Source organism: Neglectibacter timonensis (assembly GCF_900048895.1).
In the GTDB taxonomy this organism is placed as follows: Bacteria; Bacillota; Clostridia; order Oscillospirales; family Acutalibacteraceae; genus Acutalibacter; species Acutalibacter timonensis.
The window spans coordinates 1,376,269-1,393,674 of the sequence record NZ_LT160640.1 but is presented as its reverse complement, the minus strand read 5'-3'; the positions used below and the strand labels follow the sequence as shown (position 1 = coordinate 1,393,674).

Sequence of the window (17,406 nt, the reverse complement as noted above, 5' to 3'; positions counted from 1 at the left end):
ACCGTACAGGCCGCCTGGACACAGGCTTTTTTACAGGAACTGAGATCAGGCGGCACGATCCGTAAACAGCTTTCTGCCGAAGAACAGAATGCAGCCGCCCACGGCAAACAGCAGGGCCAGACTGATGACGCCGATGGAGTCCCGGCCGGTCATCTGCGTAAAGGCGGCCACCAGGAGGGGACCGATCACAGCGGCAAATTTGCCGAAAATGTCGAAGAAACCAAAGTATTCGTTGGAACGCTCCGGGGGAATCAGTTTTCCGAAATAGGACCGGGAAATGGCCTGGATGCCGCCCTGCACGGTGCCCACCAAAAAGGCCATGCACCAGAAGAGAATCAGGGAAAACTGCAGCGCCTGCTGGCTGCCTGGATTCTGTTCAATGTTGAAGCCCATAAAAAAGCCCACTAGGCAGACCAGAAAGTAAATGCATACCGCTCCCAGCAGAACTCTGACAGACCCCAGCCGTTCAGCCAGCTTTCCGAAAAGGATGGAAAAGGGGACGGCCACAATCTGGGTCAGCAGAAGGGCCAGAATCATCCCCACGTTGTCCAGATTCAGTTTGGAACCATAAGAGGTGGAAATAGAGATAATGGTATTTACGCCGTCAATATAAAAGAAATAGGCAAGGATAAAGAGCAGCACACGTTTATTTTTAGCAATATCCTTTGCTGTTTTCCAGAGATTGGAGAAAGTCGATCGGAACAGGCGGCCTCTTTTTGCCTCTACATAATGAACCTGTTTTACATGCAGAAGAGTGGGAATGCTGAAAACCAGCCACCATATGCTGGTGAGGATAATGACGAGCTTGAAAGCCAGCATATTTGTCATGCCCATGGTAAACAGGATGACGATGGAGATAATGAAAGGAATGGTGCTGCCGCCGATGTAGCCCATGGCATAGCCCCAAGAGGAAACACGGTCCATCCGTTCCGGTGTGGTGACGTCGGTAAGGAAAGAATCGTAAAAAAGGCAGGAGCCCGAAAACCCGATATGGGAGAGCACATAGCCCAGCAGAAGAAGACGGTAATCCTCTACAAAGGCGTTCGAGAGCGTAAAGGCCACTCCCACAAACAGCGAAGCGGCAAAAAGTTTTTTCTTATGCCCTTTATGATCCGCCAGGGAGCCGAGCACCGGCGCCAGAATTGCCACCAGAAAAGTGGCCGCCGAAGTGCCGTAAGACCAAAGAACCAGATTGTCCGCACCGCTTTGTTCACAGACCGCCCCAAAATAGATGGGGAAAAGCACGGCCAATATGTTTGTGGCATAGACGGAATTGGCCCAGTCGTACATGATCCAGCTCTTTTCGACTTTTGTAAACTTTTTTTCCTTCGCTTTCTCCATAAAACAACACCTCAAGAAAAAGTTTCTTTAGGATATCATCTCATGTTTCGGTTAAATTTACAATAGAATTTTGTTAAAAGAATAAAATTTGTCCTTTTTACTGAAAATTTACAGACAAATCCGTCTGAGAAATATAGAACTGGAATTCTTTCAGTTTTGCACAATTTCTCCCGTACAGGCAGATTCCAGAACACCGGTCAGCCGGACCGGCAGAAGCAGCCCATGTAAAGGCCTGGAGGAAACTGCCAGAACGGGGGTATAGTTGCGGGTATAGCCCTCATAGACATTTTTTTCCCGTTCCTGTTCGAACAGCACTTCTTCTACCCGGCCTAACTGTGCCTGAAAAAAATCAGCCTGGGTCGTCTTTGTGACTGCAATCATTTCCCGGCTGCGTGCCTCCTTGACCCGGTTGGTACACTGGTTCGGGGCAAGATAGGCTTTGGTGCCGGGCCTGCGGGAATAGGCGAATACATGCACCTTTGCAAAGGCAATCTCTTTGGCAAAAGCCAAAGAAGCCTGGAATTCCTCCTCTGTCTCCCCGGCAAAGCCCACCATGATGTCTGTGGTGACGGCGCAGTTATCAAAGGTTCTGCGCAGAGCCTGTACAATATGCCTGTATTCCTCTGTGGTGTAGTGCCTGTTCATGCGCCGAAGCGTGGCGTCGCAGCCGCTCTGCAGGGATAGGTGAAATTGAGGGCAGAGTTTTTCCTGGCGGCTGAGCCGGAGAATCACCTCGTCGGAAAGCTGTTCCGGTTCCAGCGAACCCAGGCGTACCCGGCCGATCCCCTCCTGAGCGCAGGCGGCCTCCACAGCGTCGCAGAGGTGCAGACCCAGATCCTGGCCGTAAGCGGGGAGGTTGATCCCGGTGAGCACTACCTCCCGGTAGCCATGCTCCGCAAGCTTTTTTACCTCCGCACGGATTTCCTCCAGCGGCTTTGACCTGACTCGGCCCCTGGCATAGGGGATAATGCAGTAGGAGCAGAAACGGTTGCAGCCATCCTCTATCTTCAGGAATGCCCTGGTGCGTCCGTGAAAGGCGGACACTGTCATCGGCTCGAATTTTTCTCCGGTTTCGTGAGGCGTGATCTCCACAATCCGTTGTTTGGAGGAAAGATAATTCAGAATATGGGGCAGAAGGGAGGCGCGGTTCCTGGTTCCCAGAACGATGTCCGCCTCCAGAAGCTGTTCCGCCTCTTGAGGAAAGGCCTGGGGCATGCAGCCGGTGAGAACTGTAACGGCGTCGGGGTTCTCCTTCTTCGCCCGCCGCAGGGTCTGGCGGGCCTTTTGATCGCTGGTAGCGGTAACGGTGCAGGAGTTCACCACCACCACATCCGCAGGCTCCTTCTCATCAGCTTTCTGAAAGCCGCCGCTGAGCAGCTGTTCCAGCATGGCCTCCGATTCATATTGATTGACCTTGCAGCCAAGGGTGACAAATTTTACCTTCATCGCTGGGGGAGTCCTTTCTCAGTTAAAGTTTTCCCGGCAAGCGCTTCCGCACGTGCTACAACGCTTCTGCTGAAACCTGTCAGCGAGAGCAGGGCGATGGCGTTTCGGGAGTTTGAGGGGCCGGGGTACAGTTTGTAATCAAAGGTGATCCCTTCAGGGGAGAGCGTCTCCTGGAAATGATAATTTTCATACTGGGGGCTGAGCCTCTGCGGCAGTTCCTCATCGTGGGTGGCTGCGATGCAGAAGCAGTCCCGGCGATGCAGCTCCTCCAGCACAGCTTGGGAGGCCGCGAGCCTTTCGACGGTATTGGTGCCTTTCAAAATTTCGTCGATCAGCAGAAAGCAGGATTCGGCCCGGGCGGCGTCGGCAACCCTCTTTAACGACTTGATCTCTGCCATGAAATAGCTTTCCCCCGCAGTGAGGTTGTCCTGGACAGCCATGGAAGAGAGTACAGGGCCGGGCCGGAAGGAAAAATGCTCCGCCGTACAGGTGAAAAGGCTTTGTGCCAAGATGGCATTAACACCCAATGCCTTGAGAAAGGTGGATTTTCCAGAAGCATTGGAACCAGTCAGCAAAACATCTGAGCTGAAAGATCCGCTGTTGGGCGCCGGTGTGCGCAGCAGAGGGTGGTACAGTTTGGAAAAGATGACCGTGTTTTTTTCCTGGAAGCTGGGTGAAGCCCAATATGGCAGGCTTTTTCGGAAGGACAAGGTGCTGAGAGCGGCATCCAGCAGGCCGGCGCTTTCGAAGAGGAGGCGCAGTTCGGCACGATGGGCAGAGATCGTCTGCATTGCCCTGCGATAAATCCTCAGATCCCGCAGGGTGAGAATATGAAGGTATTCCTGAAGCAGTTCCAAATCGGAATATCCCTTTTGCATTCTACCGGAGAGCCTTCCCCGCAGAAAGCGATAAGCAGGCAAACAGGAAAGAACCCGTTCCCGCAAAGGAGAATAGGTCAGAACGGAAACTAGTTTTTCGCTGAACCATAAAAGGGAAGAAAGCGTCCGCAGGCGGTCCAAATCCCCCTGGATTTCACGTTTTACCCGGTAATACAAGTAGAAATTGAGGCATATTGAGAGAAACATTATGCAGAAGCCTGCTCCGGGAAAGAAGAAACAGACTGGCAAAGCGGCAAATGGCAGAAAGGCAAGAAGGGAATAGAGCGGTGCAAGAGGCATAGAATATATTCTGGACTCTTCCAGAAAATGAGGCAGCCCTCCGGATGCTTTTTTTCCCAACCTGGCCAGAAGAACCATGATTTTTTCCTGTTCCTCAGGGTTTTGGGAAAAATGGGAACACAGAGCGCTCAATTCATCGTTTCCCCACGGGGAGTGAGACGGTGCAGCCTTTCATAGAGAAATTGTTCTCCCACAGTGCTTTGACAGTTGTTGACCCGCCGAAATACCGCATCCACATTCAGGTCTTCCCAAGTGAAGTCGTCTACTGTGAAAAGGTCCTGACGTTCTTTCCTGCAGAGCTTGGCGTAGGAAACAATATCACCCAGCTCATAGTCCCCTTCCGGGATTCTGCCAAAGCCTTTCAGCGCTTTTTCCCGGATGCGGCGATTGGCGGAAATTTCTGAATAAACTACTCCTCCGGCGAAGGCCAGAAGCAAAACGGTACAGATGACCAGTACAGGCATAGCATAAACTCCTTTCCGGCATGCGGCCGGCGGGAAGAAGGATCGGCACTGCCTTTGGGCAGGTTATTCCACAGAATTTTCCCGTTCCAGTTCCTCCAGCGCTTCGGAAAGCTCTGTCCAATTCAGCAGCAATTTATCCGCCTTTTCATGAAGGGCGGCGATTGCCTCGGAAGTTTCGGTGACGGCTTCATAATCGGCCGCCACCTCCGGGTCTTCCAGATGTTCTTCCAGCGCCTTGATACTGGCATCGTTTTCCTCAATTTCTGCCTCAACGCGGGAAAGGGCGCCGCGGCGTCTACGTAGCTCGGCATCCCGCTCCTTGCGCAGTTTATAGAGGTTTACCTTGGGGGAAACGACCGCTTCCTCCTGCGCCAGTTCGGTTTCCCGTCTTTCCAGATAATAGTCGTAATTACCGGGGTAGAGCCGGGCTCCATCTTTTTCCAGCACATAGACCTTGTCAGCCAGCTTGTTGATCAGATACCGGTCGTGGGATACCACGAACAGGGTGCCGTCATAGCCTGCCAGGGCGTCCTCCAACGCTTCACAGGAGCCGATGTCCAAATGGTTGGTGGGCTCGTCCAGCAGCAGAAAATTGGCCTTGGAAAGCATGAGCTTAAGCAGGAGGATGCGTGCGCGCTCTCCGCCGCTCAACCCTCCCACGGGCTTAAAGACGTCCTCACCCCGGAACAGGAAAACCGCCAGAGCGCTGCGCACCTCCGTCTGGCTCATTCGGGGATGGAGGTCCCAAATTTCATCGATGACGGTTTTGGAATCATCCAGACTCAGCTGGGACTGCTCGTAGTATCCCAGGTCAATGCCCGCCCCAAGCCGTACAAAGCCGTCGTCGGGCTGATACTGGCCCAGTAAAATTTTGAACAGAGAGGTCTTTCCGCAGCCGTTGGGTCCGATGAGAAAGATTTTCTCCCCCCGTTTGATTTCCAGGTTCACGTTCCGGAACAACGGTTCTCCGCCGTCGAAAGATAGGGAAAGGTCCTCCGCAGTAAGCACGTCGTTGCCGCTGCGGCGGCTGGCATGAAACTGGAACTTGATGCTCTCCGGTTCAGCCTCCGGCTTTTCCAGGGTGGCCTCCAGCCTGTCGATAGCCTTTTGCTTGCTGGCGATGGTGACATAGTTCCGTTCCTGGTTCCACCGTTTCTGCTGTTCGATGATTCCCTCAATGCGGGAAATTTCCCGCCGGGTGCTTTCGTACACCCGCTCCATGGCCAAACGTTGTTCTGCCTTCAGCTTCAGGTAATTGCTGTAATTTCCCTTGTAAGCGGCAAGCCCCTTTCCTTCCATCTCGAAGGTGCGGGAGGTGATTTTGTCAAGAAAGTACCGGTCGTGGGAGATGACAATGTAAGAGCCGCCGTAAGTTTTGAGGAAATCCTCCAGCCATTCCACAGAGCTGATGTCCAAATGGTTGGTGGGCTCGTCCAGCAGCAGCAGATTTGCCCCGCCCAACAGCATTTTGGCGAGCTGCAGCTTGGCCTTTTGGCCGCCGCTCAAAACCCCCACCTTGTTTCCGATCTGCTCGTCCGAAAAGCCCAGCCCCATCAAGGCGCTGCGGGCCCGGGAGCGGCAGGTGAGTCCGCCTCTGTCCACAAAGCGGTCGTTGAGCTCGGTCTGCCGGAGAATCAGGGCATGCAGTTCCTCCTCCGGAAGAGTTTGGGACAGCCGGTCGGTCAGCTCTTCCAGCTCCCGCTCCATGGCGAGCAGAGGAGCAAAGACGGTCATCACTTCCTCGAAGGCCGTCCGTTCAAAATCCCGGCATACATGCTGCTCCATATAGCCGAGAGCGGTATCTTTGGAGAAAACGACGCTGCCGTTGTCCGGAATGTATTCGCCGTTGAGAATCTTAAACAGGGTGGTTTTCCCACTGCCGTTGACACCCACGAGGCCGATATGCTCACCTTTTTGCATTTCAAAGGTGATATGCTCCAGAATCGTTTCTTCTCCAAAGCTTAAGGTGATGTCGTTAACGGTCAAAATTGCCATATTGGGTTCGTCTCCGCCTAATTGAGGTATCGTTGCATAAGTCTCTTTATTATACCGGATAACGCTGGCCTGCGCAAGTCCTGCGGAGAATTTGCAAAGGCATGGGCGCTGGTGTATAATCAGGTTCAGACAGGAAAAAGGGGGGAGCGTTTTGAAAACGGGAATCAGCACTGCGTGCCTCTATCCGTTAGAGACGGAAAAATCCCTGGAACTGCTGCTTCAGCTTGGCTTCCGTCTTTTTGAGGTGTTTTTGAACGCGGAGCAGGAATTGGCCCCTGCCTTTCTGAAAGGGCTGAGGGAGAAAGCGAAGGAGTACGGAGCTGAGTTCGTATCGGTGCACCCCTATACCTCCTCCAGTGAATCGCTGCTGCTTTTTGGCAACTACCCCAGAAGAACTGCGGAGGGGTTTGCCCTGTACCGCCGATATCTGGAGGCTGCCGCGGTTTTGGGGGCAGGCTATGTGGTAATTCACGGACAGCCCCAGGGACATGGCAAGCTTTCCGACGCGGAGTATTGGGAGCGGTTTGGAGAGCTGTCGCTTTTGGGAGAGGGCCTTGGCGTTTCGCCGGCCCAGGAAAATGTGCGGCAGCACAGGGGAAGCGTTCCATCCTTTTTACAGGGGATGCGGGAGGCCCTGGGCAGCCGCTGCGCGTTTGTGCTGGACGTGAAGCAATGTGTGATGTCTGGGTTTTCCATAGAGGATACAGCCAGGGCGATGGGGAACAGGCTCTGTCATATACATTTGAGCGACCATACGGCAGAAAGGCCCTGCCTGCTTCCGGGAGAAGGAGATTTCGATTTTGAAGCCTTTCGCTCCCTGCTTCTGGAGCTGCAGTATAAGGGGGCTGTCGTCACTGAAGTGTACCGGGATAACTTCTCTGAGCCGGCAGAGCTGGAAAAAGTTCTGAGATATACAAAAAACGTCTTTAATCGGTAGGTTTCGCAAAGCTTTTTCCTTGCTTTTCTGACAGAATCTGGTGTATAATGACAGGCAGATTAGTTGGAGGTGTCAGCATTGAAATGTCCATTCTGCGGCTACAGCGAGAGCCGTGTGATTGATTCCCGCCCCACGGATGAGGGTGAGAGAATCCGGCGCAGGAGAGAATGCCTGAAGTGCTCAAAACGTTTTACGACCTATGAGATCATAGAAAACGTGCCTATTGTGGTGATTAAAAAGGACAAATCCCGGGAGACTTTCGACCGGAATAAGCTTTTGAGCGGCCTGCTCCGTGCCTGCGAAAAGCGTCCGGTATCCATTGACACGCTGGAGCGCATTGTGGATGAAATTGAAACGCTGCTTCAGAATTCGCTGGACAGGGAGGTTTCCTCTCAGCGCATTGGTACTTATGCCATGGAAAAATTAAAGACTGTAGACGAGGTGGCCTATGTGCGGTTTGCTTCAGTCTATCGTCAATTTAAAGATATCAACAGCTTTATGGAAGAGTTGAGCAAGATTATCAACAGTAAGAAAGACTGAACTTCAAAAGGACAGCGGACAAAGTTCACCGCTGTCCTTTTTGCTGTTTTTTCCCGCCGGCTGCCTGGCCCTCTCCTTCCCGAAGAAAGTTCGGCTTTTAGGGAGACGGAAGGATTGAAGTTTTTCTCCGGGAGGGATATAATCAAACGGAACCGGAAGTGCTGGGCGTACAGCGCTGAAGCAGTAGGGGGAGAGGCGCGAAGTCCGCGGCCGCCTCTTCAGAAATGCGGAGGGCTGTCCCCGGCTCGGGAAGCGGGAATCCAGGAAGAAGCCATGCGTGGCAGGTTTTTTAAAGCGCGGTTATGACCGGGGTGCGAAGAGATAAAGACAGAGATGTCCGGAAACTAGAGCTGGACTGCAGCTGTCTTTTGGAGGAGGATACCGATGGAAGGAGAACGGAAAATTCCGGGGCAGAAACGGGAGGAACTCCTGGAAAACTGGGTTTTGGGAGAAATCATGGACAGCATAGGCGCATATGTCTATGTGACGGATGTGGAGACGGATGAGATTCTCTTTATGAACCGGGCTATGAAAGAGGCTTTCTCCCTGGAGCAGCCAGAGGGCAAGGTGTGCTGGCAGGTCCTGCAGAAGGGTATGGAACGGCGGTGTGAATTCTGCCCGCGGCAGATACTGCGGGAAGGGGCCGATCCCTACTTCTGGGAAGAGACCAATACCAAAACAGGACGGGTTTATGAAAATTATGACAGCCTGATTCATTGGACAGACGGGCGGCTGGCCCATGTACAGCAATCTATTGATATCACGGAAAGAAAGAAGCTGGTGGCGGAGGCTGAAGTGGATGAGCTTACAGGCGTCCTGAACCGCCGGGCGGGCCGGATTGCCTTTGAGGCCATGAAGAAAAAGGCCCATAGTGAGGCTGTGCCTTTTACCCTGTGCATGTATGACCTCAACGACCTGAAGCGGGTGAATGATTCTTTTGGCCACAGCGAGGGGGACAACTACCTCCAAATCTGTGCCGGGGCAATGCAGAAAGGGCTTTCTCCAGAAGATGTGTTCTTCCGGATGAGCGGAGATGAATTCATCATTTTGATGTACGGCTGCGGGGAGCGGGAGGCTTCAAAACGGATGCAGGAGGCTCAGCGGCTGGCGGAGCAGGGGACTGCCCGGAGCGGCGAAGCGGCAGAGCTGCTTCCCGGGTTTTCCTATGGGGTATTCGAGCTTGGCTCGGATGAAAACATAGGATTTCAGGCGGCCTTTGACGAGGCTGATGCCAGAATGTATGTGCAAAAGCGCAAAAGGCATATCCAGTGGGCAGAAAAACGGGCGGCGCAGATGAAGCCCGCGGAAAAAGTGGCTGCAGCCGACTTCGAGTATGACCAGAGCCTCCTCTATGACGCATTGGTAAAAAGCACAGAGGATTATATCTATCTCTGCAATATGAAAACAGGCATGTTCCGGTACCCGAAAAGCATGGTGGAGGAGTTTGACCTGCCGGGTGAGGTGCTGCAGAACGCCGCAGCAGTGTGGAGCGAACGGATACATGAGCATGACCGCAAGGCTTTCCTGGAATCGAATCAGGAGATATCGGATGGACGCACGGATTCCCACAGCGTGGAGTTCCGCGCCAGAAACCGCAGGGGCGAATGGATCTGGCTGCGCTGCCGCGGGCATTTGGAACGGGATGAGAAGGGAGAGCCTGTGCTCTTTGCCGGAATCATGGAAAACCTGGGCAGAAAAAACAGGGTGGATCATCTGACAGGACTGCCCAATAAGGTAGTTCTGGAACACCAGGTGGATACCTTGCTGGAAAGCAATTCCGGAAAAGGCTTTGCCTTTTTGCTGTTGGATCTGGATGATTTCAAGAATATCAACGACCTTTATGACCGGTTGTTCGGAGACCGGGTTCTGCGGCTGCTTTCCAGAAGAATTCAGTCTCTGCTTCCCCCCTATGCCTCCGCATACCGGATGGACGGCGATGAATTCGCCGTCCTGTTCCGCGGCGGCGGAAAGAACGCGGTGCTGGAATTCTATGCCGCCCTGAAGGAGTCTTTTGAAAGGCAGCAGGAAAGCGATGGAAAAAAATTTTTCTGTACGCTGTCGGCAGGCTGTACCTTCTGTCCAAGGGACGGCGCCTCTTACCTGGATTTGGTGAAGCACGCCCATTATTCCCTGGAATATGCCAAGGCTGCAGGGAAAAACCGCCTGCTGTTTTTTTCGGAAGAAATTCTGCAGTCCAAAAAGCATGCTCTGGGAATGACGGAAGAGCTGCGTTACTGTGTGGAAAATGGCATGCAGGGGTTTTCGGTCTTTTACCAGCCTCAGGTGATTGCGGAAACCGGCGGTTTCTGCGGCGCGGAGGCGCTGCTGCGCTGGAATTCGGAAAAGTACGGTTCTGTGCCTCCTTCAGAATTTATCCCGCTGCTGGAGGAAAGTGGGTTGATCCACCCTGTGGGGCGTTGGGTTTTTACGCAGGCTGCGGCGGCCTGCGCCCAATGGGAGGCTTACAGGAAGGGCTCGCCCATCAGCGTAAATGTGTCCTATCTTCAGCTGGAACGGGAGGATTTCCTGGATTTCCTGACGGGGACCCTCCAGAAGACGGGGGCGTCTCCGGAGCATATGGTGCTGGAATTCACGGAAAGCTGTATCGCTTATAATCTGGATGCCCTTTCAGAAAGTTTCCGTTCCATCCGGAAGCTGGGGATTAAAATCGCCATGGACGATTTTGGAACGGGATATTCTTCTCTGGGAATTCTGAAACAGTCTCCCGCGGATATTGTCAAGATAGACAGGGCCTTTGTACGGGACATCCGGAACAGCTCCTTCGACAGTACCTTTATCCGCTTTATTGTGGAGCTTTGCCATGACGTAGGGATCACGGTCTGTCTGGAAGGGGTGGAAACCTGGGAGGAATACGAGACGGTGCGTCCCATGGCGCTGGACAGCATTCAGGGGTTCCTGTTTGGCAAGCCTATGCCGCAGGAAAATTTTGACGCCCTGCTGCGGCAAAGCGGGTGATAGCGGCCGGACCGGACAAACAGCAAAAAGGAAGGGAGCGTCCCCCAGAATTCCTGGGGGCGCTCCCTTCCTTTTCATGTGGGTGAGTTCCCGTCAGCCGGCCTTTTTTTGTTCCTTCCGGATGATTTTATGGGTGCCGTCCATGCGGGCGGTCATCAGAAAAACCTCCTGCAGGGAAAGTCCGGCTTTGGCAATGCAGCCCAACACCCAGGCACGGTCCTTTTTGCAGAGCTTGACAGAGTTGTCGGAAATTTCTCCGTCGCTGACCACAACCACCTCGAGTCCGTCGAATTTGACCTTGACTCCCATCTCTTTTGGGGTCAGGAAGTCATATTCCGGGTTTTTGATCACGCTCATCATGCCGTTGGTTTCAATGATGGCGTAGGCAATTTCCTGCAGATAAAACACATCGTTTTGGCGCAGCTGCTCAAAAAGGTCCTCCGTGCTCATGCGCAGCTTCCGCATCTGATCCTGCAGGATTCTGCCGTTTTCAATCACTACAATGGGTTTTCCGCAGACAGCCCGGCGGAATTTTCCGCTTTTGAGCATGACGAGGGAGACGATAATCTCACAGAGAATAAGCACTATAATGGGCAGCAGCCCATTCAGAATGGGTTCGTCGTGCTCCTGGATAGGCATGACGGCCAGTTCGGAAATGAGCAGGGTTACCACCAATTCCGAGGTTTGCAGCTGGCTGATTTGCCGCTTCCCCATGATGCGGACGCCGATGAGAATGACAATGTATAGGAGAATGGTGCGGATTAGGCTGATGAGCATGGGTTTTCCTCTCTTCCTTCCGGGATCGCTGTTTCACAACAACAGCTTTACGTTAGTATCGCCCGGCCATTGATTTTTATGAGGCGGCGGCATAAAAGAAACGTGACAGGGGAACTCTATAGAGAAACGTGCGGCGGAAAAAGGAAGGATGACAGCGTCATGCAGGAACTGGAGCAGGTGTCCTCAAGCCTGGAGGAAAACAAGGCGTTCTTCCAGGAAAAATTTAAAAACGCGATGGATTTTATGCTTAGGGAGCTGGAGCTTTCCGGTACGAAAGCGGCGCTTATTGCGCTGGACGGCCTGGTGAGCAAACAGGTGATCACCCTGAGCATTCTCAACCCTCTTCTGAGCCACGCGGCGGAGATGCCGGGAAACGATGGGCCGGAAAAGATGAAATTTATCGAAGAGCATGTGCTGGGATCGATGGAACAGAAGCATGAGGCGGACATAGACAATTTGCTGGTGGCCCTGATGAGCGGCTTTGCCCTGCTGTTTCTGGATGGTTGTCCGGACGCCCTGATTTTCGGCGTGCAGGGCTTTGCCACCCGCGGCCCGGAGGAACCCCAAAACGAGGTGATGCAGCGGGGAGCAAAGGACGGGTTCACAGAGAGCTACCAGAATAATATGGCCATGATCCGCCGCAGAATGAAATCAACTTCGCTAAAATTTGAAAAGGCGGAGGCGGGCTCTCAGAGCCGGACTCCGCTGGCACTGTGCTATTTGGAGGGCGTGGCTTCCGAAGCGATCCTCCGCAGGGTGCGAAAGGCAATTCAGAACTGCGACCTGAAAACTACCCTGGGGGCTGGATATCTCAGCGCCTACTTGGAGAAAAAAACCGGGATTTTCAGCTCTGTAGGACTTACGGAACGGCCCGATGTAGTATGTGGAAAAATAGAGGAGGGCCGCATCGCCATTTTGGTGGAGGGAACTCCCAGCGTGCTGTTGGTCCCGTTTCTGTTTGTAGAAAATTTTCAGACCCTGGATGATTACCTGACCCGGCCGTTTTACGGCACTTTTATCCGCTGGCTCAAATATTTGGCTTTTTTTCTCAGCGCCTTTCTGCCGGGGCTTTATGTGGCCATCACCACACACCATCCCGAACTGCTGCCGGAAACGCTGCTGCTGAAAATTGCGGAGACCCAGGCGCAGACGCCGTTTCCCGTGATGCTGGAATCCCTGCTGCTCTATTTCATGTACGAGGTGATGCGGGAAGCCGGTCTTCGGGCGCCCAGGGGCCTGAGCACCACGGTGAGTATTGTGGGCGGTCTGGTCATTGGAGATACGGCAGTTTCCGCCGGGCTTGTCAGCGCGCCCTCACTGCTGGTTATTGCCCTGACGGCTATTGCCGGTTATGCCATTCCGCGGCTGTATGAACCGCTGGCGCTTCTCCGGCTGGCCTTCATCGTCGTGGGAAATTTTTTGGGTGTCTGGGGCGTGATGATCGGCCTTGTGTTCGTGGTGATGAACCTGTGCGGAGAAAGCGAATTCGGCGTGCCGCTGCTCTCTCCCATAGCGCCTTTCCGCGGAGGGCTGGTTCTGCGTGACGTGTTGGCAAGGGAGAACTGGAAAAAGCTGTCCCGTAAGGACGCCAAGGTGCAGGATATGCCGGGCAGCCGGGAGATCGGAGAATAGTCGGGGAAAGGAGAACGGTCAAAACGATGGAGAGAAAAACAAATATCAGCTCGGCGCAGTTCTTTCTTATGATGTTCGTCTCCCGTGTTGTAGTCACCATTGCGCTCAATGCGCAGTATCTGGGCGGGGAAAACATGGTGGACAGCATTGCGGCCTACCTTCTGTCCATGGTACTGGGTTTTTTCATCGCCCTCCCCATCTGGATTTTAAACCGGAAGTACCCCTATCTCAACGTAGGGGATGTGGCAAAACTGGCGCTGGGCAAAGCGGGGAAGCTTGTGCCTGTCTGCTATATTCTTTATTTTGTGCTGACAAACGGAGCATCCCTTGCTCTGTTTGAGATTTTCCTGCTGGATACGGTGAATCCGGACTTTTCCTCCATACTGGTGCTGTTAGCGATTGTAGGTGTGGCGCTGTATGGCGCGTTTCGGGGAATCGAGACTATTTCCCGGTGCGCCACCTGCGTATTTGCCGTGTTGCTTCTGGGGGTGGCGCTGGTATTTGGAATCGTCCTGTTCCGGTTCCGTACGGAAAACCTGGAACCCCTGTTTGCCGGCGGCCTGGAGCAGACGGCCCGCAGCGTCATGCTGTTTGTGGCCCGCACCTCCATCTTCGCGGATATGGCCGTACTGCTTCCCATGGTGCGGGGGAAGAAGGCGCTGGGATTCTCCCTGTGGAGCGTGGGTACGGCGGCTTTTGTGTCGGCGCTGCTCCTGCTGCTGGCAGGCTGTCTGGGACGGTATGCCGCCACTCAAAATTTTCCAGTCTATGTGTTGGCCTCCATCACGGAGGTGCGTTCCCTGCAGCGTCTGGACGCGGTATTTATCGGGGTTTGGATGATGGGCGTCGTTACAAAGCTGGCCTGCGATGTGTATGCCTGCCGCGTCTGCTTTTCCTCCTTGACCCGGAAAAAGGAGCCGAGATGGGCTTCCTTTGGAGCTGCGCTGCTGATGCTGGGGACGGCGTTTTTTGCAGTGCGCAGCTTTTCCATGCAGAAAGTTGCGCTCAACACTTCGATTCTTTTTCTGACCACCCTGTTTACCGGATTCCTCCTGCCCGCTTTGGTGCTGCTGGCAGATTGGCTGAAGAACCGGAGAAAGGAGGGGAAAGACAGTGAATAAATGGTGTAAAAGCGCGGTGTGTCTGGCGCTCTGTACAGGGCTTTTCCTCTCCCTGAGCGCCTGTACCAGCTTTATGGAGCTTTATGAAAGGCTGTTGATTCATGGCATCGGTATCGACTGTGGAAAAAATGGCTATGTGGTTACCGTCCGTTCCTCTACCTCGTCGGAGGAGGAGGGGGAGGAATTCTTTAAAAGCGAGGGGGAAACGGTGCTGGAGGCACTGAATAACCTTTCGCTGCTTACGGGGAGAGAACCTTTTTATTCCCACAATTATCTGGTGGTGTTCGGCAGGGAATGCGCGAAAGAAGGGCTTGACAGCTCGCTGGATTTCTTTGTGCGCTACTATAATACCCGCCCCGCGGTGAAAATGTTTCTGGCTGAAAACACGGCGGAAGAGGTGCTGGGAGCGGAAAAGGACGGCAAACTTCTCAGGATGTCGGAGCTTCAGCAGCTGGCAAACAGCAGCCGTTATAACGGAAAGACCGTGGGAATGGATATTCTGGAATTTGTAAACGGCGTCAGGAGGGAAGGCTCCTCCCCTTACCTGCCGGTGCTGAAGGCAGGGGAGGACGGCGTGAAAGTGGTTGCCACAGCGATTTTTGACGGATACCGCCTGCAGGATTATCTGACCCTGGAGGAAACCCGGGGATTGCTGATGATCCGGAATCAGGTGGAAAAAGGAGAGTCCGTTATTTCGGATGAGGCGTTCGGCACAGTCACGCTTTCCATCTCCACAAGGGAGGGGAAAACCCAGGTGACACTGGGAGAAGACGGCCGGCCCAGATTTCTGGTAAAAATCCAGGCCGAGGCCGATATCAGCGCAATATCCGGCGGCAGAACACGCTTTGAAAGCGGCGCTTACGGAAAGCTGGAAGCCTGCGTCGGAGAAGAGCTTCAGAGGCAGGCCGAGGACGCTATCCGGACGGCTGTGCTGAAAAATTCCTGCGACATTTTTGGCTTTGGCAATTTATTGTACCAAAAATACCCCTCTTTTTGGAAGGGCCTGGATTGGGAAAAGCAGATGGCGGAATGCAGCTATGTGGTTCAGGTGGAGACAAAGGTTCAGCGGATTGAGGAGGAAACCTTTGATGTGCTGGGCGGAAAAAGAAACGCCTAAAGCTTCAGATAAATGCCGTAATGAAGCAGCCAGTAGTTTACCTGAATGAGCGCAGACGCTGTCAGCGGATCTGACGGCAGCGGCCCGGCCAGAAATTGCTTGACGGCTTCCGGAGAGAGCAGCTTTTGAATGGGCTGCAGGCTGTCCTGCAGAATGTAGGTGAGCCGCTGTTTGAGAAGGGGACCGTACTCCGGGCCGGACGGGCCGGATTGCGGGCCCCCTTCCGGTTTCGGGGCGTCCTTGGGCAGGAAGGCTTTCCTAAGTTCTGTGAAAAGGTTTTTCTGCGGACCGCATTTCCACTCCCATGGAAGGTTGAACACATATTGAATCAACCGGTGGTCCGTATAGGGGGAACGCAGTTCCAAGCCGTTTGCCATGCTGCATCGGTCCTCCCTTTCCAACAGGGAGGGCAGGTACCGGGTAAGGGTGAGATAGCTGAGTTCCCGCATCTGTCTGGAATGGGCCGGCTCACCCCGCAGGACGGGGCAGGAATCCAGGGCTTCCTGCAGACGTACGGCGGCGTACTCTTCCATGCGGAGAAGCTGGAGCAGCTCCGGCTTCAGCAGGGACGCCCACAGGGACGACATGCCGGGCCAGGGGAAACGGGACGGATCAAAGCCGGACTGAAACCAGGAAGAACTGCAGAAAAGTTCTTCGGCGCCGGCTGAACACAGCGCGGCCCGGTGCCTTTTTTGAATGAGCCGCCCAAAGGGGAAGAGAAGGCTTTCCCTGCCTGGGATTCCTGGAAGATCCCGGGCAATTACCTCTTCGAAAAGGCAGTCCCCCAAAGTGTCGGCGGCGCACACCAGAGTGGTGTGGTCTGCAGACAGGGCGCGGCTCAGCTCCTCCATGCGGCTTTCCTCCGAGTTTTCCCAGGCGGGCGCAGGAGGCAGGGGGGCTCCGAACCCCTCCAGTTCGAAGGAATAGGCGCACAGCTGCCTGCCGCGCCTGCCCAGCTCTTTTGCGGCGATGGCCGCGGCCAGCTCGGAACCGGGGCTTTCTTCCAGAAAAGCGCACAGCGGCCCTCCGTCGTCCAGCCTGCATGCCACCGCTTCGGTGAGCAGGTCCTGCAGAGTGCGGGCTGTCTCTTCGTACTCTTCCAGGTGGGGACGGGCCTCCAGGTGAAAATATTCCCTGTCCCGCAGGCCGTCCGCATCGAACAGGACCGTATGCCCGGGCTTCACCTCCTGAATGTGCTCAAAGACAGCGCAGCCCGGAGTGCGGACGGAGTCCAGCCCCAACACTTCACAGAGCCCTTCTCTTCCCACCTCCGGGGCCAGACCGGGATATTCGAAAAGTCCCTTGAGTTCCGAGGCAAAGGCCAGCCTGTCGTTCTGAAGGCTGTAAAACAGCGGCCTTCCGCCGAAACGGTCCCGGCAGAGAAAGGTGAGGCGGCGCAGGGAATCGTCCACCACAAAGGCGTAGCTGCCGCAAAGCCTGGGGGCGCAGGCCTCTCCATAACAAAGATAGGCTTTGAGTACAACTTCGGTGTCGCTGCTCGTATGAAAATGGAAGCACTGCGCCTCCAATTCCCGGCGGAGCTCCGCGGCGTTCCAGAGTTCTCCGTCATAGGCGATGGTAAAAGCGCAGCCGCCCTGATGCACTGTCATGGGCTGCAGCCCGTTTTCCGGATCCTGCAGGGCAAGCCGTACGTGGGCCAGCGCGCAGTGCTCGGAAACGTGAGCGCCCCGGTCGTCCGGCCCCCGGTGGGAAATCCTGCGCGCCATCCTGCGCGCCAGGGCCATCCACAGGTATTTTTCTTCCGTCAGGCTCTCTGTGTACACGGAGAATCCTGCAATGCCGCTCATCTCAAATCAAACCCCTTCCCATTTTCAGATAGTTTCAGTATATGCGCGAAAAATCCTTTGTTATACGAAAGGCT

Annotated in this window: 13 protein-coding genes; 6 read left to right on the top strand and 7 right to left on the bottom strand. The window is 54.3% G+C overall.

Features of this window, described 5'->3' with window-relative positions:
• Nucleotides 1–45 precede the first annotated feature (45 nt).
• From BN3911_RS15495 to abc-f, 5 genes are all read right to left on the bottom strand, one after another.
• Nucleotides 46–1,341: an MFS transporter gene (locus BN3911_RS15495; protein WP_066867197.1), complete on the bottom strand. Its 1,296-nt coding sequence runs from the start codon at nt 1,339–1,341 to the stop codon at nt 46–48.
• A 150-nt stretch (nt 1,342–1,491) separates the two neighbouring features.
• The gene (gene mtaB / locus BN3911_RS15490) at nt 1,492–2,787 is read right to left on the bottom strand and encodes a tRNA (N(6)-L-threonylcarbamoyladenosine(37)-C(2))-methylthiotransferase MtaB (RefSeq protein WP_066867195.1); all 1,296 of its coding nucleotides are present in this window, start codon (nt 2,785–2,787) and stop codon (nt 1,492–1,494) included.
• Nucleotides 2,784–3,665: a MutS-related protein gene (locus BN3911_RS15485; protein ID WP_187127772.1), complete on the bottom strand. Its 882-nt coding sequence runs from the start codon at nt 3,663–3,665 to the stop codon at nt 2,784–2,786. Before BN3911_RS15485 ends, mtaB begins: the two co-directional genes overlap by 4 nt.
• Before the next feature lie 428 nt (nt 3,666–4,093).
• Nucleotides 4,094–4,429 carry a hypothetical protein gene (locus BN3911_RS15480; RefSeq protein ID WP_066867191.1) on the bottom strand — a complete coding sequence of 112 codons (336 nt, stop codon included), beginning with the start codon at nt 4,427–4,429 and terminating at the stop codon, nt 4,094–4,096.
• Nucleotides 4,430–4,492: 63 nt separating this feature from the next.
• Nucleotides 4,493–6,424 carry a ribosomal protection-like ABC-F family protein gene (abc-f, locus tag BN3911_RS15475; RefSeq protein ID WP_066867189.1) on the bottom strand — a complete coding sequence of 644 codons (1,932 nt, stop codon included), beginning with the start codon at nt 6,422–6,424 and terminating at the stop codon, nt 4,493–4,495.
• A 151-nt stretch (nt 6,425–6,575) separates the two neighbouring features.
• Between abc-f and BN3911_RS15470 the strand changes: the two genes are divergently transcribed.
• The 3 genes from BN3911_RS15470 to BN3911_RS15455 all read left to right on the top strand — a co-directional run bounded on the left by BN3911_RS15470 (nt 6,576) and on the right by BN3911_RS15455 (nt 10,877).
• A complete protein-coding gene (locus BN3911_RS15470; protein WP_187127771.1) occupies nt 6,576–7,361 on the top strand; it encodes a sugar phosphate isomerase/epimerase family protein in 786 nt (261 codons plus the stop codon).
• 78 nt (nt 7,362–7,439) lie between these two features.
• Complete coding sequence (nrdR, locus tag BN3911_RS15465; protein ID WP_066867187.1) at nt 7,440–7,901, top strand: transcriptional regulator NrdR; 462 nt, start codon at nt 7,440–7,442, stop codon at nt 7,899–7,901.
• Nucleotides 7,902–8,285: 384 nt separating this feature from the next.
• On the top strand, nt 8,286–10,877 hold the full coding sequence (locus tag BN3911_RS15455; RefSeq protein WP_066867183.1) for a bifunctional diguanylate cyclase/phosphodiesterase: 2,592 nt from the start codon (nt 8,286–8,288) through the stop codon (nt 10,875–10,877).
• Nucleotides 10,878–10,970: 93 nt separating this feature from the next.
• Here the strand turns inward: BN3911_RS15455 and BN3911_RS15450 are convergent, their stop codons facing one another.
• A complete protein-coding gene (locus BN3911_RS15450) occupies nt 10,971–11,654 on the bottom strand; it encodes a DUF421 domain-containing protein (RefSeq protein ID WP_066867181.1) in 684 nt (227 codons plus the stop codon).
• A 159-nt stretch (nt 11,655–11,813) separates the two neighbouring features.
• On the opposite strand from BN3911_RS15450, the gene BN3911_RS15445 reads away from it, so the two are divergent.
• Genes BN3911_RS15445 through BN3911_RS15435 form a run of 3 tightly spaced genes read left to right on the top strand, consistent with a single transcriptional unit; the run spans nt 11,814 to nt 15,524 of the window.
• Nucleotides 11,814–13,286, top strand: coding sequence for a spore germination protein (locus BN3911_RS15445; RefSeq protein ID WP_187127770.1), 1,473 nt, complete (start codon nt 11,814–11,816; stop codon nt 13,284–13,286).
• A gap of 26 nt (nt 13,287–13,312) precedes the next feature.
• Nucleotides 13,313–14,407, top strand: coding sequence for a GerAB/ArcD/ProY family transporter (locus tag BN3911_RS15440; protein ID WP_066867179.1), 1,095 nt, complete (start codon nt 13,313–13,315; stop codon nt 14,405–14,407).
• The gene (locus tag BN3911_RS15435; RefSeq protein WP_066867177.1) at nt 14,400–15,524 is read left to right on the top strand and encodes a Ger(x)C family spore germination protein; all 1,125 of its coding nucleotides are present in this window, start codon (nt 14,400–14,402) and stop codon (nt 15,522–15,524) included. The genes BN3911_RS15440 and BN3911_RS15435 overlap by 8 nt, the downstream gene beginning before the upstream one ends.
• On the opposite strand, the gene asnB is transcribed toward BN3911_RS15435, so the two are convergent.
• Nucleotides 15,521–17,332: an asparagine synthase (glutamine-hydrolyzing) gene (asnB, locus tag BN3911_RS15430; protein WP_066867175.1), complete on the bottom strand. Its 1,812-nt coding sequence runs from the start codon at nt 17,330–17,332 to the stop codon at nt 15,521–15,523. The two genes, BN3911_RS15435 and asnB, sit on opposite strands and share 4 nt — an antisense overlap.
• Nucleotides 17,333–17,406 lie beyond the last annotated feature (74 nt).